Source organism: Anaerobacillus sp. CMMVII (assembly GCF_025377685.1).
In the GTDB taxonomy this organism is placed as follows: Bacteria; Bacillota; Bacilli; order Bacillales; family Anaerobacillaceae; genus Anaerobacillus.
Genome location: NZ_JACEHK010000008.1, coordinates 278,369 through 298,112, shown reverse-complemented (window position 1 = coordinate 298,112; position 19,744 = coordinate 278,369). Strand labels below are relative to the sequence as shown.

At 36.2% G+C, this 19,744-nt stretch carries 17 protein-coding genes, 7 pseudogenes and 1 other annotated feature; of the genes and pseudogenes, 5 read left to right on the top strand and 19 right to left on the bottom strand.

The genetic code is table 11. The features are described 5' to 3' along the window. Positions 1 to 268 precede the first annotated feature (268 nt). The 3 genes and pseudogenes from H1D32_RS12235 to H1D32_RS12225 form a co-directional block, all read right to left on the bottom strand. On the bottom strand, positions 269 to 487 hold the full coding sequence (locus H1D32_RS12235) for a hypothetical protein (protein ID WP_261178573.1): 219 nt from the start codon (positions 485 to 487) through the stop codon (positions 269 to 271). After that, entirely contained in the window at positions 484 to 699 is a 216-nt protein-coding gene (locus tag H1D32_RS12230) for an SRPBCC family protein (RefSeq protein WP_261178572.1), read from the bottom strand. The genes H1D32_RS12235 and H1D32_RS12230 overlap by 4 nt, the downstream gene beginning before the upstream one ends. A 24-nt stretch (positions 700 to 723) precedes the next feature. Beyond that, positions 724 to 1,123: pseudogene (locus tag H1D32_RS12225) on the bottom strand (VOC family protein). A gap of 282 nt (positions 1,124 to 1,405) precedes the next feature. Here H1D32_RS12225 and H1D32_RS12220 point away from each other — a divergent pair. Then, positions 1,406 to 2,413 carry an LLM class flavin-dependent oxidoreductase gene (locus H1D32_RS12220; protein ID WP_261178571.1) on the top strand — a complete coding sequence of 336 codons (1,008 nt, stop codon included), beginning with the start codon at positions 1,406 to 1,408 and terminating at the stop codon, positions 2,411 to 2,413. A gap of 287 nt (positions 2,414 to 2,700) precedes the next feature. Here the strand turns inward: H1D32_RS12220 and H1D32_RS12215 are convergent, their stop codons facing one another. The 4 genes and pseudogenes from H1D32_RS12215 to H1D32_RS12200 all read right to left on the bottom strand — a co-directional run bounded on the left by H1D32_RS12215 (position 2,701) and on the right by H1D32_RS12200 (position 5,001). Further along, on the bottom strand, positions 2,701 to 3,489 hold the full coding sequence (locus tag H1D32_RS12215) for a hypothetical protein (RefSeq protein ID WP_261178569.1): 789 nt from the start codon (positions 3,487 to 3,489) through the stop codon (positions 2,701 to 2,703). 149 nt (positions 3,490 to 3,638) lie between these two features. Further along, positions 3,639 to 3,968 carry a hypothetical protein gene (locus H1D32_RS12210; RefSeq protein WP_261178568.1) on the bottom strand — a complete coding sequence of 110 codons (330 nt, stop codon included), beginning with the start codon at positions 3,966 to 3,968 and terminating at the stop codon, positions 3,639 to 3,641. 8 nt (positions 3,969 to 3,976) lie between these two features. Further along, positions 3,977 to 4,150, bottom strand: a complete 174-nt coding sequence (locus tag H1D32_RS12205) for a hypothetical protein (RefSeq protein ID WP_261178567.1) — start codon at positions 4,148 to 4,150, stop codon at positions 3,977 to 3,979. 169 nt (positions 4,151 to 4,319) lie between these two features. Beyond that, positions 4,320 to 5,001, bottom strand: a pseudogene (locus H1D32_RS12200) (YetF domain-containing protein). Between the two features lie 187 nt (positions 5,002 to 5,188). Between H1D32_RS12200 and H1D32_RS12195 the strand changes: the two are divergent. Continuing rightward, positions 5,189 to 5,827, top strand: coding sequence for a histidine phosphatase family protein (locus tag H1D32_RS12195; RefSeq protein ID WP_261178566.1), 639 nt, complete (start codon positions 5,189 to 5,191; stop codon positions 5,825 to 5,827). 50 nt (positions 5,828 to 5,877) lie between these two features. Here the strand turns inward: H1D32_RS12195 and H1D32_RS12190 are convergent, their stop codons facing one another. Together H1D32_RS12190 and H1D32_RS12185 are read right to left on the bottom strand one after the other, a co-directional pair. Next, positions 5,878 to 6,714 (bottom strand): hypothetical protein, encoded by an 837-nt coding sequence (locus H1D32_RS12190; RefSeq protein WP_261178565.1) that lies wholly within the window; start codon positions 6,712 to 6,714, stop codon positions 5,878 to 5,880. Positions 6,715 to 6,813: 99 nt separating this feature from the next. Then, positions 6,814 to 8,457 carry a glutamine--tRNA ligase/YqeY domain fusion protein gene (locus tag H1D32_RS12185; protein WP_261178564.1) on the bottom strand — a complete coding sequence of 548 codons (1,644 nt, stop codon included), beginning with the start codon at positions 8,455 to 8,457 and terminating at the stop codon, positions 6,814 to 6,816. A gap of 131 nt (positions 8,458 to 8,588) precedes the next feature. After that, positions 8,589 to 8,840: a binding site (T-box leader), on the bottom strand. Between the two features lie 273 nt (positions 8,841 to 9,113). On the opposite strand from H1D32_RS12185, the gene H1D32_RS25415 reads away from it, so the two are divergent. The 3 genes and pseudogenes from H1D32_RS25415 (at position 9,114) to H1D32_RS12175 (ending at position 12,155) form a co-directional block, all read left to right on the top strand. Continuing rightward, positions 9,114 to 9,623 carry a CBO0543 family protein gene (locus H1D32_RS25415; protein ID WP_396126177.1) on the top strand — a complete coding sequence of 170 codons (510 nt, stop codon included), beginning with the start codon at positions 9,114 to 9,116 and terminating at the stop codon, positions 9,621 to 9,623. 465 nt (positions 9,624 to 10,088) lie between these two features. Then, positions 10,089 to 11,164 (top strand): annotated as a pseudogene (locus tag H1D32_RS12180) (glycine C-acetyltransferase). 40 nt (positions 11,165 to 11,204) lie between these two features. Then, the gene (locus H1D32_RS12175) at positions 11,205 to 12,155 is read left to right on the top strand and encodes an L-threonine 3-dehydrogenase (protein WP_261178563.1); all 951 of its coding nucleotides are present in this window, start codon (positions 11,205 to 11,207) and stop codon (positions 12,153 to 12,155) included. Positions 12,156 to 12,256: 101 nt separating this feature from the next. Here H1D32_RS12175 and H1D32_RS12170 read toward each other — a convergent pair whose 3' ends face one another. The 10 genes and pseudogenes from H1D32_RS12170 to H1D32_RS12120 form a co-directional block, all read right to left on the bottom strand. Continuing rightward, complete coding sequence (locus H1D32_RS12170; RefSeq protein ID WP_261178562.1) at positions 12,257 to 12,727, bottom strand: UPF0158 family protein; 471 nt, start codon at positions 12,725 to 12,727, stop codon at positions 12,257 to 12,259. A gap of 166 nt (positions 12,728 to 12,893) precedes the next feature. Beyond that, positions 12,894 to 13,681: pseudogene (locus H1D32_RS12165) on the bottom strand (endonuclease/exonuclease/phosphatase family protein). A 93-nt stretch (positions 13,682 to 13,774) separates the two neighbouring features. Next, positions 13,775 to 14,734: an arsenic resistance protein gene (locus tag H1D32_RS12160; protein ID WP_261178561.1), complete on the bottom strand. Its 960-nt coding sequence runs from the start codon at positions 14,732 to 14,734 to the stop codon at positions 13,775 to 13,777. 183 nt (positions 14,735 to 14,917) lie between these two features. Next, positions 14,918 to 15,040, bottom strand: a pseudogene (locus H1D32_RS12155) (MBL fold metallo-hydrolase); the annotation flags it as partial. 116 nt (positions 15,041 to 15,156) lie between these two features. Further along, positions 15,157 to 15,546: a YidH family protein gene (locus H1D32_RS12150; RefSeq protein ID WP_261178560.1), complete on the bottom strand. Its 390-nt coding sequence runs from the start codon at positions 15,544 to 15,546 to the stop codon at positions 15,157 to 15,159. Then, a pseudogene (locus tag H1D32_RS25410) lies at positions 15,546 to 16,069 on the bottom strand (DUF6886 family protein). Before H1D32_RS25410 ends, H1D32_RS12150 begins: the two are co-directional and overlap by 1 nt. An 18-nt stretch (positions 16,070 to 16,087) precedes the next feature. After that, positions 16,088 to 16,531 carry a hypothetical protein gene (locus tag H1D32_RS12135; RefSeq protein WP_261178556.1) on the bottom strand — a complete coding sequence of 148 codons (444 nt, stop codon included), beginning with the start codon at positions 16,529 to 16,531 and terminating at the stop codon, positions 16,088 to 16,090. A 17-nt stretch (positions 16,532 to 16,548) separates the two neighbouring features. Then, on the bottom strand, positions 16,549 to 17,265 hold the full coding sequence (locus H1D32_RS12130) for a DUF4179 domain-containing protein (RefSeq protein WP_261178555.1): 717 nt from the start codon (positions 17,263 to 17,265) through the stop codon (positions 16,549 to 16,551). Between the two features lie 44 nt (positions 17,266 to 17,309). Continuing rightward, positions 17,310 to 17,507, bottom strand: a complete 198-nt coding sequence (locus H1D32_RS12125; protein WP_261178554.1) for a hypothetical protein — start codon at positions 17,505 to 17,507, stop codon at positions 17,310 to 17,312. Positions 17,508 to 17,864: 357 nt separating this feature from the next. Beyond that, positions 17,865 to 19,561 (bottom strand): annotated as a pseudogene (locus H1D32_RS12120) (beta-propeller domain-containing protein). Between the last annotated feature and the right edge of the window lie 183 nt (positions 19,562 to 19,744).

Sequence of the window (19,744 nt, the reverse complement as noted above, 5' to 3'; positions counted from 1 at the left end):
AAGCTGTTTTTGTAAAGTTTGTTGCTTTCGTAAAAATCCCAAAAGCCGGATTTTTACACATAAACACCAAGATATCACTATTTATTTAGTAAGCATTGCTCTTTTCTTACTTTTTCTACTAGGGAATTCTTCATCTAAGTGACCCTTCCAATTTTTAGGTTAATAAGCAACAAGTTTTTTTGTGCGACGAGTATCCGCAGGAGCAATGTTTACGAAAAGAGCCAAATAAAAGAAGTTCCCCTTAAACTGAGAAACTTCAAGCTGTTCATTATAGACTTTCTGCTAAAGTCTTAATCACTTTTTTTGAGCTTTCTGCAAATTCAATAGAGGCATCAAAATACATTTGTCCTTTTTTAAGTAAAGCAAAATCACCGATTTCGATGCTCAGTACCGTCTGATTATCCCTAGCTTCCAAATGGTATTTGTAGGCAATTGCGCCAACAGGAGGGGTTTCTTCCCACGTCGATACGTAGAGAGAAATGGTCAATTCTTTTCTTCGACGGCTTTAATAATAGTTGTAATTGACTGTCCATCATTCGGTAGGTCCCAAACAACCTTACTGCCTTCAGTCATTTTTTCTAGTGGATAGTCTTCTGGGAGTTCATCCCATTGTGAAATATATTTAGGCGTAATTAATACTTCCCAAACTTTCTCGGGTGTTGCCTCAATTAAGATTTCATTTTTGACGATAAGTTTCACTTTATTATGCTCCTTACTGTGGAATTATTTCGGTTCTAGACTTAGCTGCCATGTTATACCAAATTTATCCTGAACCCAAGCAAACCTCTCACTAAATGGATAGGTATCTAAGGGCATTAATATTTCACCAGCTTCGGATAATTTGGCAAATGAGTGATCTACTTCGCTTTCACTGTCATATGTTACGAACATCGAGATAGACGGTGTAAATGTAAAGGTGTGCTTTGCAATACTATCGATACACATAAACTCTTGCCCATTTAAAGAAAATGTCGCCTGATACACCGTACCAACTGGTCCAGCCTCGTTTTCTCCATAACGAGAGATGGTGAGCAACTCTGAATCCCGAAAAAACTGATAGGTAAAAATTGATTGCTTTCTCAGCATTTCCTTCAAACATTAAAAAAGGTCTAATTTTAGCCATGTTAGTTATGCCCCTTTGCTTATGTAAATTCCAATTATTATTATAACAATCTAGTCATAAAATCACTACGATCCACTATTATTGAAATGTCTTAGGTATAACCAGCATTTTCTAATAGAAACTAATTAATGAGTTTCATCATTCACTATTTACGCTACTAAGTTCAAATGTAGATTTACTCGATTGAGGTAAAAATTCACTCAAGGAAAGCAGAATTCATGCAATTTCACTTATGATCATGGTACTCTTTACTTTACTAGTTACTTAAGGAGGTTTTTTAGTTTGTCTGAAAATAAACGTCTACACAATATAGAATTTTCCGTCCTTGATCTTGCACCAATTTTAGAAGGAAGCACCGCAGCAAATTCCTTTAAAGACAGTCTAAGGCTTGCCCAACACGTCGAAGATTTTGGATATAAACGCTACTGGGTGGCTGAACATCATAATATGCCTGGGATAGCCAGCTCAGCAACAGCAATTGTTATCGGCTATATTGCTGCTGGAACTTCAAAAATCCGTGTTGGTTCTGGTGGTATTATGCTCCCTAATCATGCTCCCCTCGTCGTCGCCGAACAATTTGGATCGCTAGAATCGATGTATCCTGGTCGGATTGATCTTGGACTTGGCCGTGCACCCGGGACTGATCATCATACAGCACGTGCACTGCGCCGAAATCATCAAAGTGACGGAAGTGAGTTTCCGCAGCATTTAGCAGAGTTGCGCTCTTACCTAAAGCCTGCTACTCCTAGCCCTGTGAGAGCGATCCCTGGAGAAGGATTAGATATTCCAATTTGGCTATTAGGATCTAGCGGCTTTAGTGCTCAGCTTGCTGCCCAACAAGGTCTTCCATTCGCCTTTGCTAGTCATTTTGCGCCTGATTACCTATTACCAGCTTTGGACTTATACCGCAAGAACTTCCGACCATCCCAAGTCCTTGAAAAGCCATATGTAATGATTGGAGTGAATGTCATCGCTAGTGAAACCGATGAAAAAGCAAGATGGTTAGCTACCTCCCAAGAACAGGCTTTTCTTAACATTATCCATGGAAAATCAGGACAATTAAAACCACCTGTTCAGAATATGGATGAAATATGGAGTCCTTATGAAAAAACATTGGTCCAAAAGATGCTTCACTACTCTGTCACGGGCAGCCAAACAACAGTAAGAGAGAAGCTACAATCATTCCTAGATGAAACTGGAGCAGATGAGATGATCGTTAATACCCATGTATTTGATCAAGAAGAACGAATCAACACTTATCGACTTTTAGCGGAAGCTGTTAAGCGTTAATTTGATTCCCTACTTAGATTTTAATCATACTAACGTGATGTCGGGTACTATTCTAGTGCTCGGCATTTTTTTGGTTCGCTTTTGGATTTTACCAAGTAGCAAATACCCCATTTATGCATTTTTTCGTTTTCATTTAAACGAAATTTAACAACGATATTATCATATTGATCCTATCGTCAGCCTCACAAAAAAAGAGTGCAGATCAAACTGCACCCAAACTCTTTATTTCGTTAATCGCTTAAGATTATAATTTATTATGGATTTTCGTTGCAAAACCGAACCCTGATTTAAAAGCGACTCACAAGAGTATTACATTCCTTCCGATAAGGATCATATGATTTACATTGAGATTGTAGGGTGATGAGGAATTCGTTTATATGATTGGGATAATCAAACGAAACCTTGTTACCTCCAGTATCATAGTTAGTCTCATGATCAAGATCTATATAGCCCTGCTCTGCTACAAAAATATCAAGCAGCCTAGCAAACCTGACTTCTTCAAGTTCATCGCCAAGATCATTTAACGAGGAAATTAAGTACAAGTTACTCTCAGTAAAGGATATTTTTTTTAAAAATTGAAGCAATTCCTCGTAAGCGCTTTCAGAGTATCTTGCCATTGATTTAGGAAACATAATAATGTTAGCATCCGCTAGTTTTTCGCGATTAATCTTACTTAAGTCACCCGAAAGAAACCGACAATCTGGATTATTTAATGGGTGCCGGTACCTCCAATCAGTTTCTTCGATACCAGTGTAATAAACGTATTCACGAACACTTTTTCCGACATCTTTTAATGCTAGTTCAACGCCATAATAATCAATTCCACTACCAGCACCAAGAGAGAAAATATGGTACGGAGTATCGATATGTTTTTGTTCGATCACTTGTTTGTAAATATGATAATACTCGAATAAATCATTTGGTAAATGTCTTAATAGGTAAAGTTGTTGAATAATTGGATTGGAGAAGTCTGGTAGGTTTTCTTCTTTTAAAGTACACAAATCAATTACATTCTCAACACTTCGTTTAAAGTCATCAAAAACCTCAGAAAGCTTACTGTTTATCAATGTATTCATACCCTACCTCCCTAAATTTTCATAAATCCCCTTTCAATTACTCTATTAGGAAGCCGTTTTTTATATGATCTTTTCTCGTCAGTGTTTACCTATTTTCAAAATTTCCAAGACCTCAGAAAACATTAAAAACGGTTCCCTCATTAAACTTTTTAATAATTAACAACAGTTTTAAGTTGTTCTTCGACAAATTTTGAAGTTTTAGAATTAACATTGGATATTTCTTGATACCATAGCATTGGATCTTCATCTAAGTCTGTCTCTATTTCACTAAGTATTTGATTGAGAAACAAGATACGATTTTTGATCATCTCCTTTTCTTCATCACGACTGTTTTCGTTTAACACTGAAACTTGATTAGGAATGTGATTGATCAGGTCGCCCAACATCTTAAAATGCATGTTACCTGTTTTTTTAAGCGTAGAATTTATTGACGCTAACTCCCAATTCCAATGTTCAAACGGTGAAGGATTTCCATTCAACAATTCCTTTAAAACGATACTAAAGTAGGTTCGTCAATATAATGAATTGCATATCTCGTGGCCAGTTGATACTCTTCACCAAGCCTAACTTTGAAACTACTATTATCTTTATAAAAATAATAGTTAAATATAAGAGAAACAATTAGAATTAACGATAAAGCTGGTATTAATTTCTTCTTCAAGATACTCCTCCTTGCACTCTTCAAAAACACATATTACATTGCACTTTACTTCGACAAGTAAAAGACAATAACCTTTATCTCTTACATACTAAATTTATAGATTGTAAATAAATAAACCACAAGTTTCCCAAATAAAAACGACTATCAAACGATAGTCATTTACTTTCTTTTAGATATATGTACTAACATACAACTGATCGCCCTCTAGCCATTCAGCAAAAAATACTTGCTTGGGCTTTACTATCCCCTTTGCATTTAATTGTCTTAGGAGCCAGTCTTCGTCATACCCTGCTTGTTCAAGGTTATCTGTTAGAACTTCTCCTTCACTTATAACGGCAATTGGCATATGAACAGGCTGGTATTTAATATTTAGATCCCTATTTGTCGGCTTTTCGTATTGTTGTTTTCTTAAGACGTTGACGGTCCCATTTGCTTCTAGTATCGCATACTCTACTTCACGCAGAGAAAATATCTCTTTATCACGCAGTAAATGTTGCAGTTGGTTAAGATCGAGTTTATTTTTCTTAAGTTGCTCTCGATCAATTTTCCCATTACGTATCACGATTGCCGGGTTTCCTTCAAGAATTGAGCGAGTCTTTTAAACCTTTGGGTGATCCATTCAAGAAGGTAAATAAACGTACCCCAAAGCACAATGGCATATAAAACATATTGCAATCCAATATCCTTATTATAAATAGCATTACCTATTAACTCCCCAAGGACAAGTGCTGAAACGAAATCAAATGGGGTTAGTTGTGTTATTTGGGTTTTTCCTAATAATTTCGTCACTAAAAAAGCGCGAAAAATCCAACGATAAGTTCAATTGAAAGATGATAATAATTTGTGTTCAATGTTTTTCCCCACTTTTATTAACCTGTTAGCAGTTTAGACAAACACACAAACCGATAAACAATACATCCTCACAAAAATAACAATTTAGCCCCGTCAATTCGAGTCCTAACAAATTCAGTAACAACATATTCATTAACTAATAAGTTTCGTGCGCGTTTCAAATAGTTAATGAAAGGAGAAATGAAATTGTACAATCAAACGAACTGGGGCTATCAGTATCCACAACCATTTGCACCTTATTACACTTTACAGCCACATCAATTTCAGGCAACCTCTCAACAAAATTACTCGTCATTACTAAATTCACTACAAGGAGGAGGATATATTCTATATGCTAGACATGCAACAGCTAACGTAGGAAGGGATCAACCAGGTCTTAGTTTTCAGGATTGTTATACACAGCGAAATCTTTCAGATACCGGGAGAAGGCAATCAATAGCCTATGGTGAGGCGTTGCGCAGATTAAGGATACCTGTAAGCTATCCAGTCGGGGCAAGTCCCTTTTGTAGAACAATAGAAACAACAACTTTGGCTTTTGGCGAAGAAAACGTTCAAGTAGAACCATTTTGGATTGAGATTTATAACTTGAGCGCCAACCTCCCTCCAGCAGAACAAAACAGAATACTAAACTACCTTCATGCAATTTTTGAGTTTCAACCTCCTGCAGGTTTCAATCAAGTCATTATCGCACATAGCTTTCCACCAGGAGTGGGACTGGGGCAAATACCTGATATGGGGACTGTCATTGTGAGACCTCGTGGACAAGGGAATAGCTATGAAATTGTTGCCAAGCTTTCTCTCGATGAGTTAATGAACTTACGTTAGATAAGAAAAAGGCGTACGAATGATTCTCTCGTACGCCTTTTATCATTTTTTTATCTCTTCTCAATCACAACTGCATACCCTTGTGCAGGGAGTGAACTTAGGATTGCGCCATCTGTCCATACAGCAACTTCATCGCCTTCTTGTAAATCTGTTTCCAGAAGCTTCTCGCCTTGACTATCTATTATGATCGTAGCGTCATTAATTGAAAAATATATTTGATCCTCTATTAAAATACGTCGATTTCCAGAGTCAACTTCCATTATTTCCCCAACAATATAAGGATCTGCTGTAGGAAGCCCGTGATCATCCACATCGCTCATTAGTCCTTCAGTAATCTCTAGAATATCCTCATAGCCTTCTGTAATTTCATTTAACAATTCTTCATTTAAATCGGCTCTTGTAGAAACATATAAATCAATTCGATTTTCGATTTCGTTGATTCCAAACGAAAGTACCTTTCTATCGGTGACAAGTATTTCCTCACTTGATTCGTTAAGCTTATTCATAATTGTTTCCATTGTTACGTATGAGTGCTTTGCTGCCTTTAATTCAACTAAAAACTTACTACTGCTGCTACTGCTGTTTTTTTCAACAAATGCTAAAAATTGATTTACTAACTCCTGATTTAGAAATTGCTCCTGAATAAGTACGACTACATGGGTTTTCGGATCCTGCTCAAGATAAAGACCTGAATAAGCTGCTTCCACTAATTCACTAGAAATAAAGTTTTGAACTACTCTTACCGCCTCATCCTCTGATCCAACGGGGATTTCCACCTGGTATTCGTTTTGCTGTTTTTCGTAGCCTGTTCTTAAATCCGTTTCTGTACCTTGTCCACAGCCTACGAGTGTTAAAAACGCTAGTGTTGCTATTAGAAAGTATTTCATCCTTCTCCCTCATTTCTCTCTTTCTTATTAGACGAGACTGACCTTAAGTAAGTTTCAAAAAAAGCAATGACTTTAAAGAAAGCCATTGCTCTAGTTTCTTTATCGTTTCCATGAATCTTTTAATGAAACAATCCGATTAAAAACTAGTTTTTGTTTTCCTGAAAATTTCTTATCAAGATAAAAATACCCATGACGTAAAAATTGGAAACGATCTTCTGTTCTAATGGCGGACTCAACAAGACAATCCTTTATAACAACAAGTGAGTCAGTGTTTATTTTTTCATCCCATGTTTTCTCAGTATCTTTGACAATGTCATCGCCTGCTAAAAGTTTATTATATAAATGAACATCGATTTTTTCGGCATGTTCATGTGAGACCCAATGAATGGTCCCCTTCACTTTTCGACCTTTAAAACCAGTTCCACTTTTCGTTTCAGGATCATAGCTGCAACGTAATTCAAGAATTTCACCAGTATCGATATCTTTTATAACCTCATTACATCTAATGAAATAAGCACCCATCAGTCGAACTTCGCCATGCAGAGTCAACCTTTTAAATCCGGGTACTGGCTCTTCCATAAAATCGTCTTTTTCGATATAAACAATATTTGAAAATGAAACTTCTCTAGTTCCTAAGTCAGCGTTTTCACTATTATTTTTTATCGTTAGAAGCTCGGATTCACCTTCAGGATAATTCGTTATGACGACCTTAAGTGGATTGATCACTGCCATAATGCTTCGAACCTTTGCTTTTTGGTCTAGTCGCACAAAATGTTCAAGCATCCCCATATCGACTACTGTCTGCTGCTTCGCTAATCCGATTTCTTCAATAAAATGACAAATACTTTCAGGAGTATAGCCTCTTCTTCGCATTCCGCGAATTGTTGGCAATCTTGGATCATCCCAACCGTCAACAAAATTACCTGCGACCAACTCACGTAAGTAACGCTTACTCGTAACAACCCCAGTCAAATTTAACCGGCCAAATTCTCGTTGTTTCGGAGGTTCTGAAATATCTAATGCATGTAATACCCATTCATAAAGCGGACGGTGATCTTTAAATTCAATTGAACATAACGAATGTGTAATTCCCTCAATGGCATCTTGAATTGGATGGGCAAAGTCATACATCGGGTAAATGCACCAATTGTTCCCAGTACGGTAATGTGTAGCATGAATAATTCTAAAGAGAACAGGGTCGCGTAAATTGATATTTGGCGAACCCATATCAATTTTTGCCCGAAGTACTTTTGAAGCCGTTGGAAACTCTCCATTCCTCATTTTTTCAAAGAGCTTGATATTTTCAGTAACACTACGATTTCGGTACGGACTCTCTGTTCCACCCTCTGTCAATGTTCCTCGATAGGCACTCATTTCTTCAGGCGTTAAATCACAGACATACGCTTTACCTTTTTTAATGAGTGTTAGCCCCGCTTGATAAATCTCATTCGCATAATCCGATCCATAAAAAATACGTTCCCCTGGACTAAATCCAAGCCAATTCATATCTTCAATGATTGCATTTACGTATTCAAGATCTTCTTTTAACGGATTGGTGTCATCAAACCGAAGATTAAAATGCCCGTTATATTTCTTAGCAACTCGATAGCTCGTATAAATTGCATACACACTCCCGATATGGAGGTACCCATTTGGTTCTGGAGGAAATCTCGTACAAATCGGTCTTTGAAAAAAATTGATATCCTCTTCAACAATCTTATCTATAAAATTTTCAGCGCTCATTGCACAACCATCCTCCTAATTATGTTGTTTTTCAATACTGATTTGTAAAACGCAAATTTTCCATAATAGCCCCTGTTTTACGAATTGAGCCTTTGAACAAAATAAAAAAATCTCACCTCCAAGACAAATGTCTTGGGGACGAGATTTTGAATTCGTGGTACCACCCCAGTTTATTAATATGTCACCATATTAACCTTTTCAGGTACGGCAATCAGCTTATACCCTAGCTCTATAACAGGAGCTCCTGTCACACTATCCCCTCTACTAGGATCCAATGTGCTGCTCAGAGGCTTGTTTCGAATAAATCATTCCTGCTCCATTTCACCAACAGGAGCTCTCTGCAAAAGAATGGACCTATCTACTCTTCTCATCATCGCATTGTAATATTTTGTCTATAGTATCACCCAAATTATGGTTTGTAAATAAGTTATTTTTAATTATTTACTATAATAACAACTTCGTTTAAGCAAATGTTTTTACATAAGTGAATTTCATAATTCCCTTAACTAAGCTATATAGATGTAGTTGCAAAAGGTTTTCTACGCACCTTTATTCAAAACTTTGTAGCGAAAAGAAAGATTATGAAATCCATATCTAAAAATATAATCGGCTAAAATGGCAAATACTAAAAAAACTTTAATGTAAGGGGTGTTTTTATGCAGCAATTCGAGAAGAAACTTTTATACATATTACTACTCTTTGGACTTATCTCAATCCCCTTTTCGTTACGAGGGAAAAATTACAAAAATTGGGTGATCATATTTCTCTTAAATTCCTATTCAAATACTTTTGTGGCTCCTATACTAGCAGAAAAGAAATTTTTACTATACCCAGTCCGGCTCCTTCCTAAAATTTATAAAAGTAGTATTATTTACGATTACTGTTTATGTTCACTAGTCTCAGTTTGGTACTGTCGCTCAACTAAAAGTGATCATTGGTTAAATTCTTTCCTTAAGGTTTGGCTTTTCTCAATCCCTCAAGCGATCGTAGAAAAATGGCTCGAAAAACATACACAACTTATCAAATACAACAAAGGATGGACATGGATTCACTCCTTGCTGACAATAACAACGGCGAAATTGGCTGTCAGAAGTCTGTTACCACTCATGAATTGGATGGATGAAAATAGTAAGCACTCCGAAGAACCACACACAAAAACGAGCTAGGATGGCATCCTAGCTCGTTTTTCTTTTTATTCATTTGTGAAAAACTAATTTTTCAGATACTTGTTTATTCCCCTCCCAGACTGGAAATCTCGTTTAATTCTTTTCAACAAGTACCATACTATCAGGAAATAACTAACAGATCTGATGTCCACCCGAAATAGACAAACATCTTTAAGGAAAACACGAAAATTTTTATTGTGAAACTGTCTTTTCTATATAAACAAATTGATTTAACTGTGGTAAAATGATTTATACAACATAGAATAATTAACAATAACTGATAGCACAATTGTCTTTTCAGGGTGTACATTTATCTTTTTAGGAATAACAAACAGCAATTTAGGAGGAATAAATGTGGCAAAAGTATTAGATAGCTTCTTAAAAGAAAATCTTGATGACTTAAAATCGAAAGGCTTATTTAATGTCATCGATCCCCTTCAAAGTGCCAACGGGCCAATGATTAAAATTAATGGAAACGATCTCATAAACCTTTCGTCAAACAACTATTTAGGGTTAGCAACAGATACCCGTCTAAAAGAAGTAGCATTAACGGCGATCGAAGAGTTTGGTGTCGGTGCTGGTGCTGTTCGAACGATTAATGGTACGTTAGAACTTCATACAAGTTTAGAAGAAAAAATTGCGGAGTTCAAACATACAGAAGCTGCGATCGCCTATCAATCAGGCTTTAACTGTAATATGGCTGCTATTTCTGCCGTTATGGATAAAAATGATGCCATTCTTTCAGATGAATTAAACCATGCCTCAATTATTGACGGCTGTCGTCTTTCAAAAGCAAAAATAATCCGTGTCAATCACTCTGATATGGACGATTTACGTGCAAAGGCAAAAGCAGCTGTAGAATCAGGTCTATATAACAAAATTATGGTTATTACTGACGGCGTATTTTCGATGGATGGTGACGTTGCAAAATTACCTGAAATTGTTGAGATCGCTGAAGAATTCGATTTAATTACGTACGTCGATGACGCTCACGGCTCTGGTGTGCTTGGCAAAGGTGCTGGAACAGTCAAACATTTCGGTCTGTCTGATAAAGTCGATTTCCAAATCGGTACGCTTTCTAAAGCAATCGGTGTTGTAGGTGGTTATGTTGCTGGTAAAAAGGAACTGATTGAATGGTTAAAAGTAAGAAGTAGACCATTTCTATTTTCAACTGCCCTACCTCCTGCAGATGTAGCGGCTAGTAAAAAAGCTATCGAGATTTTAATGGAAAGCACAGAGCTTCATGACCGTCTCTGGGAAAACGGCAATTACTTAAAGAAGGGCTTAAAGAGCTTGGCTTTAATATCGGTGAAAGCGAAACACCAATCACGCCTTGTATCATTGGTGAAGAAAAATTAACACAACAATTCAGTAAACGATTATTTGAAGAAGGCGTTTATGCAAAGTCAATCGTCTTCCCTACAGTTCCTCAAGGAACAGGACGCGTTCGTAATATGCCAACTGCTGCACATACGAAGGAAATGCTTGACGAAGCTATTGCTATTTATGAAAAAGTCGGCAAAGAATTAGGGGTTATCTAAGTCAACACTTTACACCGTGAATAAATAGGGGGTTACACATATGAAGAAAATTTTACTGACGGGTGCATTAGGACAAATCGGTTCAGAGCTTACTTTAAAAATGAGAGAAATTTACGGAGCGAATAACGTAATTGCTACAGATATTCGTGATAATGGCAGTGAGGTTGTTCAATCGGGGCCTTTCGAAATACTAGATGTAACTGATCATCAAGCAATGTTTGAAGTCGCAACTAAACATAAGGTAGACACTGTCATTCATTTAGCTGCGTTATTATCAGCTACAGCTGAAAAAATGCCACTCCTTGCCTGGAACTTAAACATGGGTGGACTTGTAAATGCTTTAGAAGTTGCTAGAGAACTAAATTGTAAGTTCTTTACACCTAGCTCAATTGGTGCGTTTGGTCCATCCACACCAAAAGATCAAACACCACAAGACACGATTCAACGTCCTACAACGATGTACGGAGTAAATAAGGTATCTGGTGAACTTCTTTGTGACTATTACTATCATAAATATGGTGTTGATACCAGAGGACTTCGTTTCCCAGGTTTAATCTCATATGCTACACCTCCTGGTGGTGGTACGACAGATTATGCTGTTGATATTTACTATAAAGCTATTGAAGACGCGAAGTACACATCTTACATTGCTGAAGGAACCTATATGGATATGATGTATATGCCTGACGCTCTAAATGCAATTATTAACCTAATGGAAGCAGACTCAACAAAACTAATTCATCGTAATGCTTTTAATGTTACTGCGATGAGCTTTGAACCGAGTCAAATTGCTGCTGAAATTAAAAAGCATATTCCAAACTTCGAAATGAATTATGATGTTGACCCAGTAAGACAAGGAATTGCTGATAGTTGGCCAAATTCTATTGACTGCTCTGCAGCAACACAAGAATGGGGCTTCAAAGCAGAATACGATCTAGCAAAAATGACGGTTGATATGCTAAATAAGCTAAAAAAAACTGTAACGGTATGACAAGCAAATAAATAAAAAGCGATAAGCACACTTGCTGGTGTGCTTATCGCTTTTTTAAGCATACGGTGTAATCGTTACTTCAAATGGTTCAAACATAGATTTCATTCGACATATTCAATTTCATGGTTTTTACACCATTTAATGGCAATTTCTTTATACTTCTCGCCTTGAAATTGGTACCAATCTTGTTCAATTCCTAAATCGATAATTTGATCTTTGAAACGGCGAAATGCACCTTTACCTTGGATTGCCCTTAAGAGGATATTTTTATAGTTTTCATTCGAAATTGAATAGCAATAATCCTCAATCATCTCATATTCATTAATCTCAAATTTATCAGGAAGTTCAAGGTAATCCTCTTCATTCTCAAGTACATCAATTGCTAACTTGAGGCTATCAATTTCCCATTCAGCTAACCCTTCGAACAGCTCATCATCTTCCTCTGCTTTTCGCAATTCTTCAGTTGTCACAAAGAAAGTTTGTCCAGTTTTCAGATTTACAAACGAATGAGTCTCGTCAAACTGGGTTTGTATTTGATCAATAATATCTTGCAATTTCACTTTCGAATTCATTTTTATCCTCCTATCTAAACCTATCATAAGATAAGTACATCATCGACTATTATAAGATTATGTATTCTTAAATCAAGCCCTTTGTTTACTATTTTTTATGTAGTGATCGCCTAATGGGTATTCTCTAAGGTGAGCTAAGCAATCGTTCCTTTTAAGGTAATCTTATTTATTGTATAGTAATTTCTACACCAAAATGATCTGAAATCATTGGTTTGTTTCGATCATTAAAAATCACCTTTGAACTTTGAACTTGAATTGGTCGATTAGTAAAAATATAATCGATTCGCAAATCACGTTTATTATCATCCCACCCCTTGATTTCTCCAAGTACAGTTGTTCCATTATCTTTTTCTTTAGCTAGAGAATATGTATCATAAAGCCCTTTACTTAAGAGATAGTCATAACCTTCATTTTTAACTGAAGCATCATTATTAAAATCACCCATTAGAAAAAATTGCTCGTCCTGGTTAACTTGTGCAATTAGGTTATCAACTTGGTTGCGGTATGGTTCTGTCTCATCTTCCCACCAGCCAAGATGGCACGAGTAAAAATTTATTGGTTCTCCGTTAATCAGAATTTTCGCTCCAACAATTTTTCTCGTTTTCCAATTGAGTGTATTTTTAGAGTGAGTGATAATAAATGAGTAATCCTCCTCAATCTTATGCTTTGTCAAAACCGCCAACCCTTCTTCATAATAAACAAAGCCAATATGAGAAAAGCCCCATACAAAGGTATAATCATCTACCCCTAATTTTCTTAGTTCTTGCAATAATACATAAACATAATTGTCTACCTTCAGCTTCTCATTAACTTTTTAGCGGTAATTTTTTGACTCACTTCTTGCAAGGCAATGACGTCATAGCCATTTTCTTTGATCGTTTGTGCCAAGATCTTTATTTTCTCGATTTGATCTTTTTCTTGCCATGAATGACAATTGATTGTTAGCAATTTCATATCCTTAGCTCCTTCAATGTTTACATTTAACTTACCCTATATGTTTTCTAAAAATAAAGAGGCTGATTGCTAATCAGCCTCTAACATTGATATCTAGCCTTTAAACACACCAAAACGATCTGTAAGTTTACCATACCAGGTTGCAGCTTGAATTTGAATGACAAAAGCAAGGGCTAGAATTAAACCGGCTTTAGGTCCAAATGAGGTAACCGCGATCCCTAAGGCAATCGATAGATTTCTAAGGACAGTACTGTAAACGAGGGCAATACTATCTTCCCGATTAAACAGCCATTTTCCTACGATCGTGCTAATTGCAAAATTCAAAAGATAAAATAAAACCAATATAAGAATAGCTTGAAGAATAATCGCTGATTCCGAAAAAATGATCGTTGCATTAATGCTTGCCATCACAAAAATAATTAACATTAATCCCCAAGTACTAATGGCAGGTAATACTGGTTTCACTTTTTTGTTAAATTTTTCTTGAGAATATTTTTTCATTAACCAGCGATGAATGAATGTACCTACAATCATTGGTACAAAAACAACTAACATCACTTTCATAAATAAAAACGATAAGTCAGCATCGATGATTTGATCAAACATCAAGGTTAAATAAATTGGTGTTATGATTGCCCCTGCAATTAAACTAATCGCCGTTATTTTAATAGCTGCTGAAACATTCCCTTTGTAGAACATCGTCCAAGAAATCGTCATTCCACTTGTTGGTAATAGCGATGCCAAAGCTAGTCCAGCAAATAGTTCTGGATCTCCTTTTAACATAACAAAGCCTAAGAAGTAAGCCAATAATGGGATGATGATGAAGTTAATGATTGCCGCAGCAATAAATACCTTGTAATGAGTGACGCTTACCATCTCTTTCCAATGAAACCCAATCATTGTTGGGACAATCATGGCCAAAATCGCTATCGGCATCAAGACCCTTAAAAACTCTGTATCAATCGCACTTCCCACAATTAACCCTACTATGATCATTAAGGTGACGACAATTGACAAATTTTTAGCTGGAAAATAAAATATATTTTTAAACATAATTAGCCCTCCTATTTTTAATACATTAGTTAACGTATACCCTACACCGTATAGTATAAACGACATTTATGAAGAACTTATGAAGAAAACAAAACTTTTATACTATAGTAGTCCTAAGCCAAAAAGATAAAACAGCCTCAAGTAATTTCATCCTCCTGAGTCTGTCTCTTATTAATTATTAAATTAATGTGTATGATGCACCGCACAGCGGTTTGGTCCAATTTCTAGTTCTTGTTGCTTATCTTGATCTGCTTCGATAACCCCTCGGTTTATTGCAACAATCTCTACAAGATTTGGAGGTGTTTCTATTTTATACCCCTATAGGTATATTGTCAAGAACGAAAAAACGGGCCCCATAGTAAAAAGCATAGCCTTCCCCAGAGTCTAAAAAGCTCTTGAAGTCAGTTATGCTCTCATCATCATTAGAAAGTAAAATAATAAACTGTAAAAAATACTAAAAGCAAACACACAACCGTTGTCATGAAAATAATAATTTTAAAAGATGAATGGAATGTTTGAGTGTTAATCGTTTTTTGATTCCGGAAATAAATTAAAGTCGCCACCACAATTGTTACGAGTCCCACTACTAATGAAAACAAACTAATCCCTAAGGCAATAAGGTCATTTAGATAGGAATAATCAGGACTAGTAAAATGAAGTGTAGTTGCTAAAAAACCAAGTCCGATTAAAGCAATCGCGGTTCGAATCCACGCCAGGTAGGTTCTCTCATTTGCTAAATGTTGTTGAATATATTTCGATTCATCATAATTTTTTCGATCCATTTCTTCTTCACGCTCTCTTAATATTTTCATCAACTATCTCTCTTCTTTGCATACCCCATTCGACACATCGACCAATCAAAGCTTGTATGTTGGATCGCATCACAAAGGTCCCATAAGTTAGCGATGATTCTTATTTCTACGTTTCTTTTAATAAGTTCTCCAAAAAGATCTGTAATAACAAACTTATTAATAGGTACTTGAATTTTTTCACTTACATAATACCCGGCGCCTTTATCCAGAAGGTAAAAGTCAGTAGGATCAAATTCATACAAATATAATTTGGTGCTTTTCATGATATCAACCACTTATTTTCAATTGCAATTACATGTGTGCTCGATTGTGAAGAAAGACAAGTCCTTTTATCTTCTTGAGTTGTGGCGTTATTGCAATGAAAAGTAACCCTTGGACAGTTACGTGGGGTAAGAAAATTCGGCAAACATTCTTCCGTTATTGCCCAAACGAGTGCTTTGCTTTGATCAAGATCTTTTCTAGTAGGATTTCTAGGTACGAATTTTGTAATGTTCTCTTCTTCGCTAACATGAAATAACCTCATTTTGACCTCCAATTCTCTTTAATTCAATGAAATCTTCAAGCTCTCTATTAGATTAGTCTCAATTGAGTAGCCTTCGACAAAAAGAAATGTAGGTTCGAATAATGTTCCATCATCTGCAGGAAAAACTGTAAAGTGTTGTTCTGTCGTAAAAAGCAGCAATGAACTAGCTTCTTCTATCGACATTGGCTGATCAACCTCATTTCCATCATCATCTACCCATACCCCATGCGTCGAAACCTCCATCTCATGCAATTGGCTTCCACTAAAACGAAAATAATTAGCGTCTATATTGAGACCATTATAGGACCGGTTTTCAAGGAATGTCTCTTTAACGACAATGGTTGTCGGATTTCCAACTTCGACCTCTTCAATGGTTATATCCTCACCGATATATTGAAATGTATATGGCAGCTGATCTAATTGAAAATCTACTTTTACTTGATTGGCAACATGTTGAGTCATTTTCCCAAAATGAATGGTTAGATCTTTAGGCAGATCATAATATATGCTATCCGTGTAAACTGTCTCTGAAAAAAGGTGGTCAGATGAAGTACTTTGATAATAACGAATTGGCAAAAATCCTTATTCACTTCTAGATGTGAAAGTCGGATAAAAAAGTTATTTTGATTACTCTGATCTCGTTGGTATTGATAGGTTAACGTTGTCCTTGTTGGACTTACGACCATTTCTGTGAATTCAATCGTTTTCCCATGGACTTCCATCGTTTCATTTAAATCATAGGTTACGGGTCGATCTTTTTTGACGGGGATATCTAGTTTCCAGTTTCCTTCAACAACACTACGATTTTTTTCATCAAACCACTCCATTGAATATGGTTGAATTTTTTCATCAGCAAACCAAAATACTTCATTAAGCTCTAGTCTAATTGTTTCTTCTTCCGTTAATAATGGAAGTAGATGCAGTTTCCCTTTGCTAACACCATCGTCTTCTATATCCATATTGATTATATTCCCTCTTGCAAAAGTACCTAACATGATTTCGTCAACATGAAAACTAGCATAATCTATGAAAAAATTATGATTGTTTTCTAGATCTTTGATTTGGAAATATAAAATAGTCTCTTCTTCATCTGCGGAAACATGAGTAATCGTAAATTCAATATTATTATCAACGGTAGATAGATTCACAACCTTCCCGAAACCTACTTGATCATCAAACCAGCCTACTTTTGACATGACTATGACCATTAGCAATAAAACGGCAACGGTCACAAATGCAGTTATAAATTTCGGCTTTCTTTTGCTAAAAAAATAGTGCGATACTGCCGTTTGGCGGAACCTTCGTTCATAATTTCGTCCAGTTTCCTTGCACAAGTATCACACGTAGCTATATGCTTATTCATTTTCTTGTAATCTTCAAAACTCAACTTTCCTTGATGGTAATCTACAAACTTTCTTTGACCAACTGGACAGCTCATTTCGATCTCCCCTAAATAATGACCTAGTATTTATTATTAGCAACAAATTTCCACGCTTATATTTTACCATAAAAAGGGATAGTTTCCTTGTTTGGAAATCTACCTTATAAAGCCAAGCTCTTCGTACTAAATGTAAACGTCAATATATGGATGCTCACTTTTGAGGGTTACTAAGTAACTCATCATCTATATTCAAGTGGACCACTGTACTAACGACTGTTGAGTTCCGTAAATTGAATGTGGTTGAAGTTCGGAATGGATTAGGTTGATCATTAGAAAAACTTTCCGAACCTAGTCCAAAGTCGGAAAGGATTCCATTGAAAAAGAGGCTGATTATAAATTCAGCCTCCTGAAAAACTATTTACCAAATATGAGTTGCCCTTTATGCTCAAAGTTATTTAAATCATGAGCTTGAATTTTATAATTAGAGAGTGTATAAAGAGTGTCTCCGATATAGATTAATCGTGATACATGTTTTTGATAATCCCAATTTTGATCGGAGGTTCCATTGTCATAATGACTAATCCGCTTTTTAATTGAAACCCATTTGCCAGATCTAGCCCGTAAACATAGGCGCCTTGGAATGAAAACGTAGGGTACATTGAGCGGTCATTTCCTTTGTTTTCGTAAACTTCAACAGGAAAGCCAATGATATTTTTTTCCTTAGAAAACAGCAATGCTTTATGATTGTAGAGTAACTCTGAATGCGTTCCACTATCACCGATGATCTCAACGAATTTTTCTATCGGATTGTTGACATCGGTAATGTCAAATAGCGCCATTTTAAAGCCTCGAACCATCGCGCCACCCATATCATTTTCGATTGTATCCTTTCCAAATCCGATCAGATGATTTTCATCATATGGATGGAGATAATCACTAAAGCCTGGTATTTTCAACTCACCAAGGATGGTTGGATTTTTCGGGTCTTTTAAATCTAAGACAAATAATGGATCTACTTGTTTAAAAGTTACAATATAGCCTCGATCACCCATAAATCGAGCCGAGTAAATGCGCTCACCTGGGGCGATTCCAGTAATCGAACCGACGATCGCTAAATTTTTATCTAAGATATAGATATTATTTTCAGATGGGTCGGACTCTGACCACATATCACCTTTTGTAGTCGTAATTCGAAAATGACCATTGTGTTCATCCATTGAAAACTGGTTTAAGATCGCTCCTTCGACCTTCCCCTCAGCTAAAAAAGTTACATTTCCATTATCCATTTTAAATTTATAAATAATCGTATCTAGGTTGGTAAATGGACGCGCGATAAAAGTTGCAATTTTCCCCATCGGACTTTCTTCAAACTGATAATCTGGCCTTGTAACATACAAATGTTCATGCGAAGCGTAGATGGATTCGCCAGCACCAAGGTAAGAGTTAACAGTGACTGGTGTTTTCGGTTCAGACAAATCTAAACCTGAAACAATCAAATAATTACTTTCCGTTGAGCTAGGGAAATAGTACATTTGATCCCAATCAATCTTTTGTGCATCATCAGAAACTGCCGAATCACGGTAGACTGGCTTCATTTCCTCAAGTAACGTCTGAGTCTCACTCTTGCCACGAACTTCTCTTAGTAAATAGTATGGTAAGTGCTTATTTGTGACTACATACAGTGCACTAGCAATTTTTCGAGAGGATGAGTAATAGCCTTCGATTTCAAGTTCCCTGACAAGTTCAAGATTACTTCGATCATTTAAGTGATAAATTTTAACGGCTGTAAACTCTTTATAAAAATTCCCTTTCGTATCATAAGACGGACGTCCACCAATTAAAACTAACTGTTCTTGATCTACATACATTTCTTGAGGATAAAATTCATTGTGATTAAATCGTTCGGAATAAACAACTTTCATTTCACTTACTGGATTGACCTTTGAGATAACTAACTGATTGTCAATTAGTTGATAGATATAAGCACCATCATTTTTTATACGGTCAGCTTCATCCACACCAGCCACCTGAACGTTTGTCGATGAATAATCTGCCCCAGAATCTAGCGCTTCCTTAGTAATTCCCGAACGTGCCTCTCTTGTAAATTCCATCGTAGGTTGCATTTGATTAGTGAACGCAATTTGCTTTTTATTTATCTCATTTAGAATTTGTTCAAAATTTTCTACACTACCAACCTTTGGAAGTTCCGTTCCTAAAGGTTTAGTAACACTTTGATCGTTTGATACTGTTCGACCTATTATAAAAAAAGTAATTAAAACGAGTACTGCAAGTAA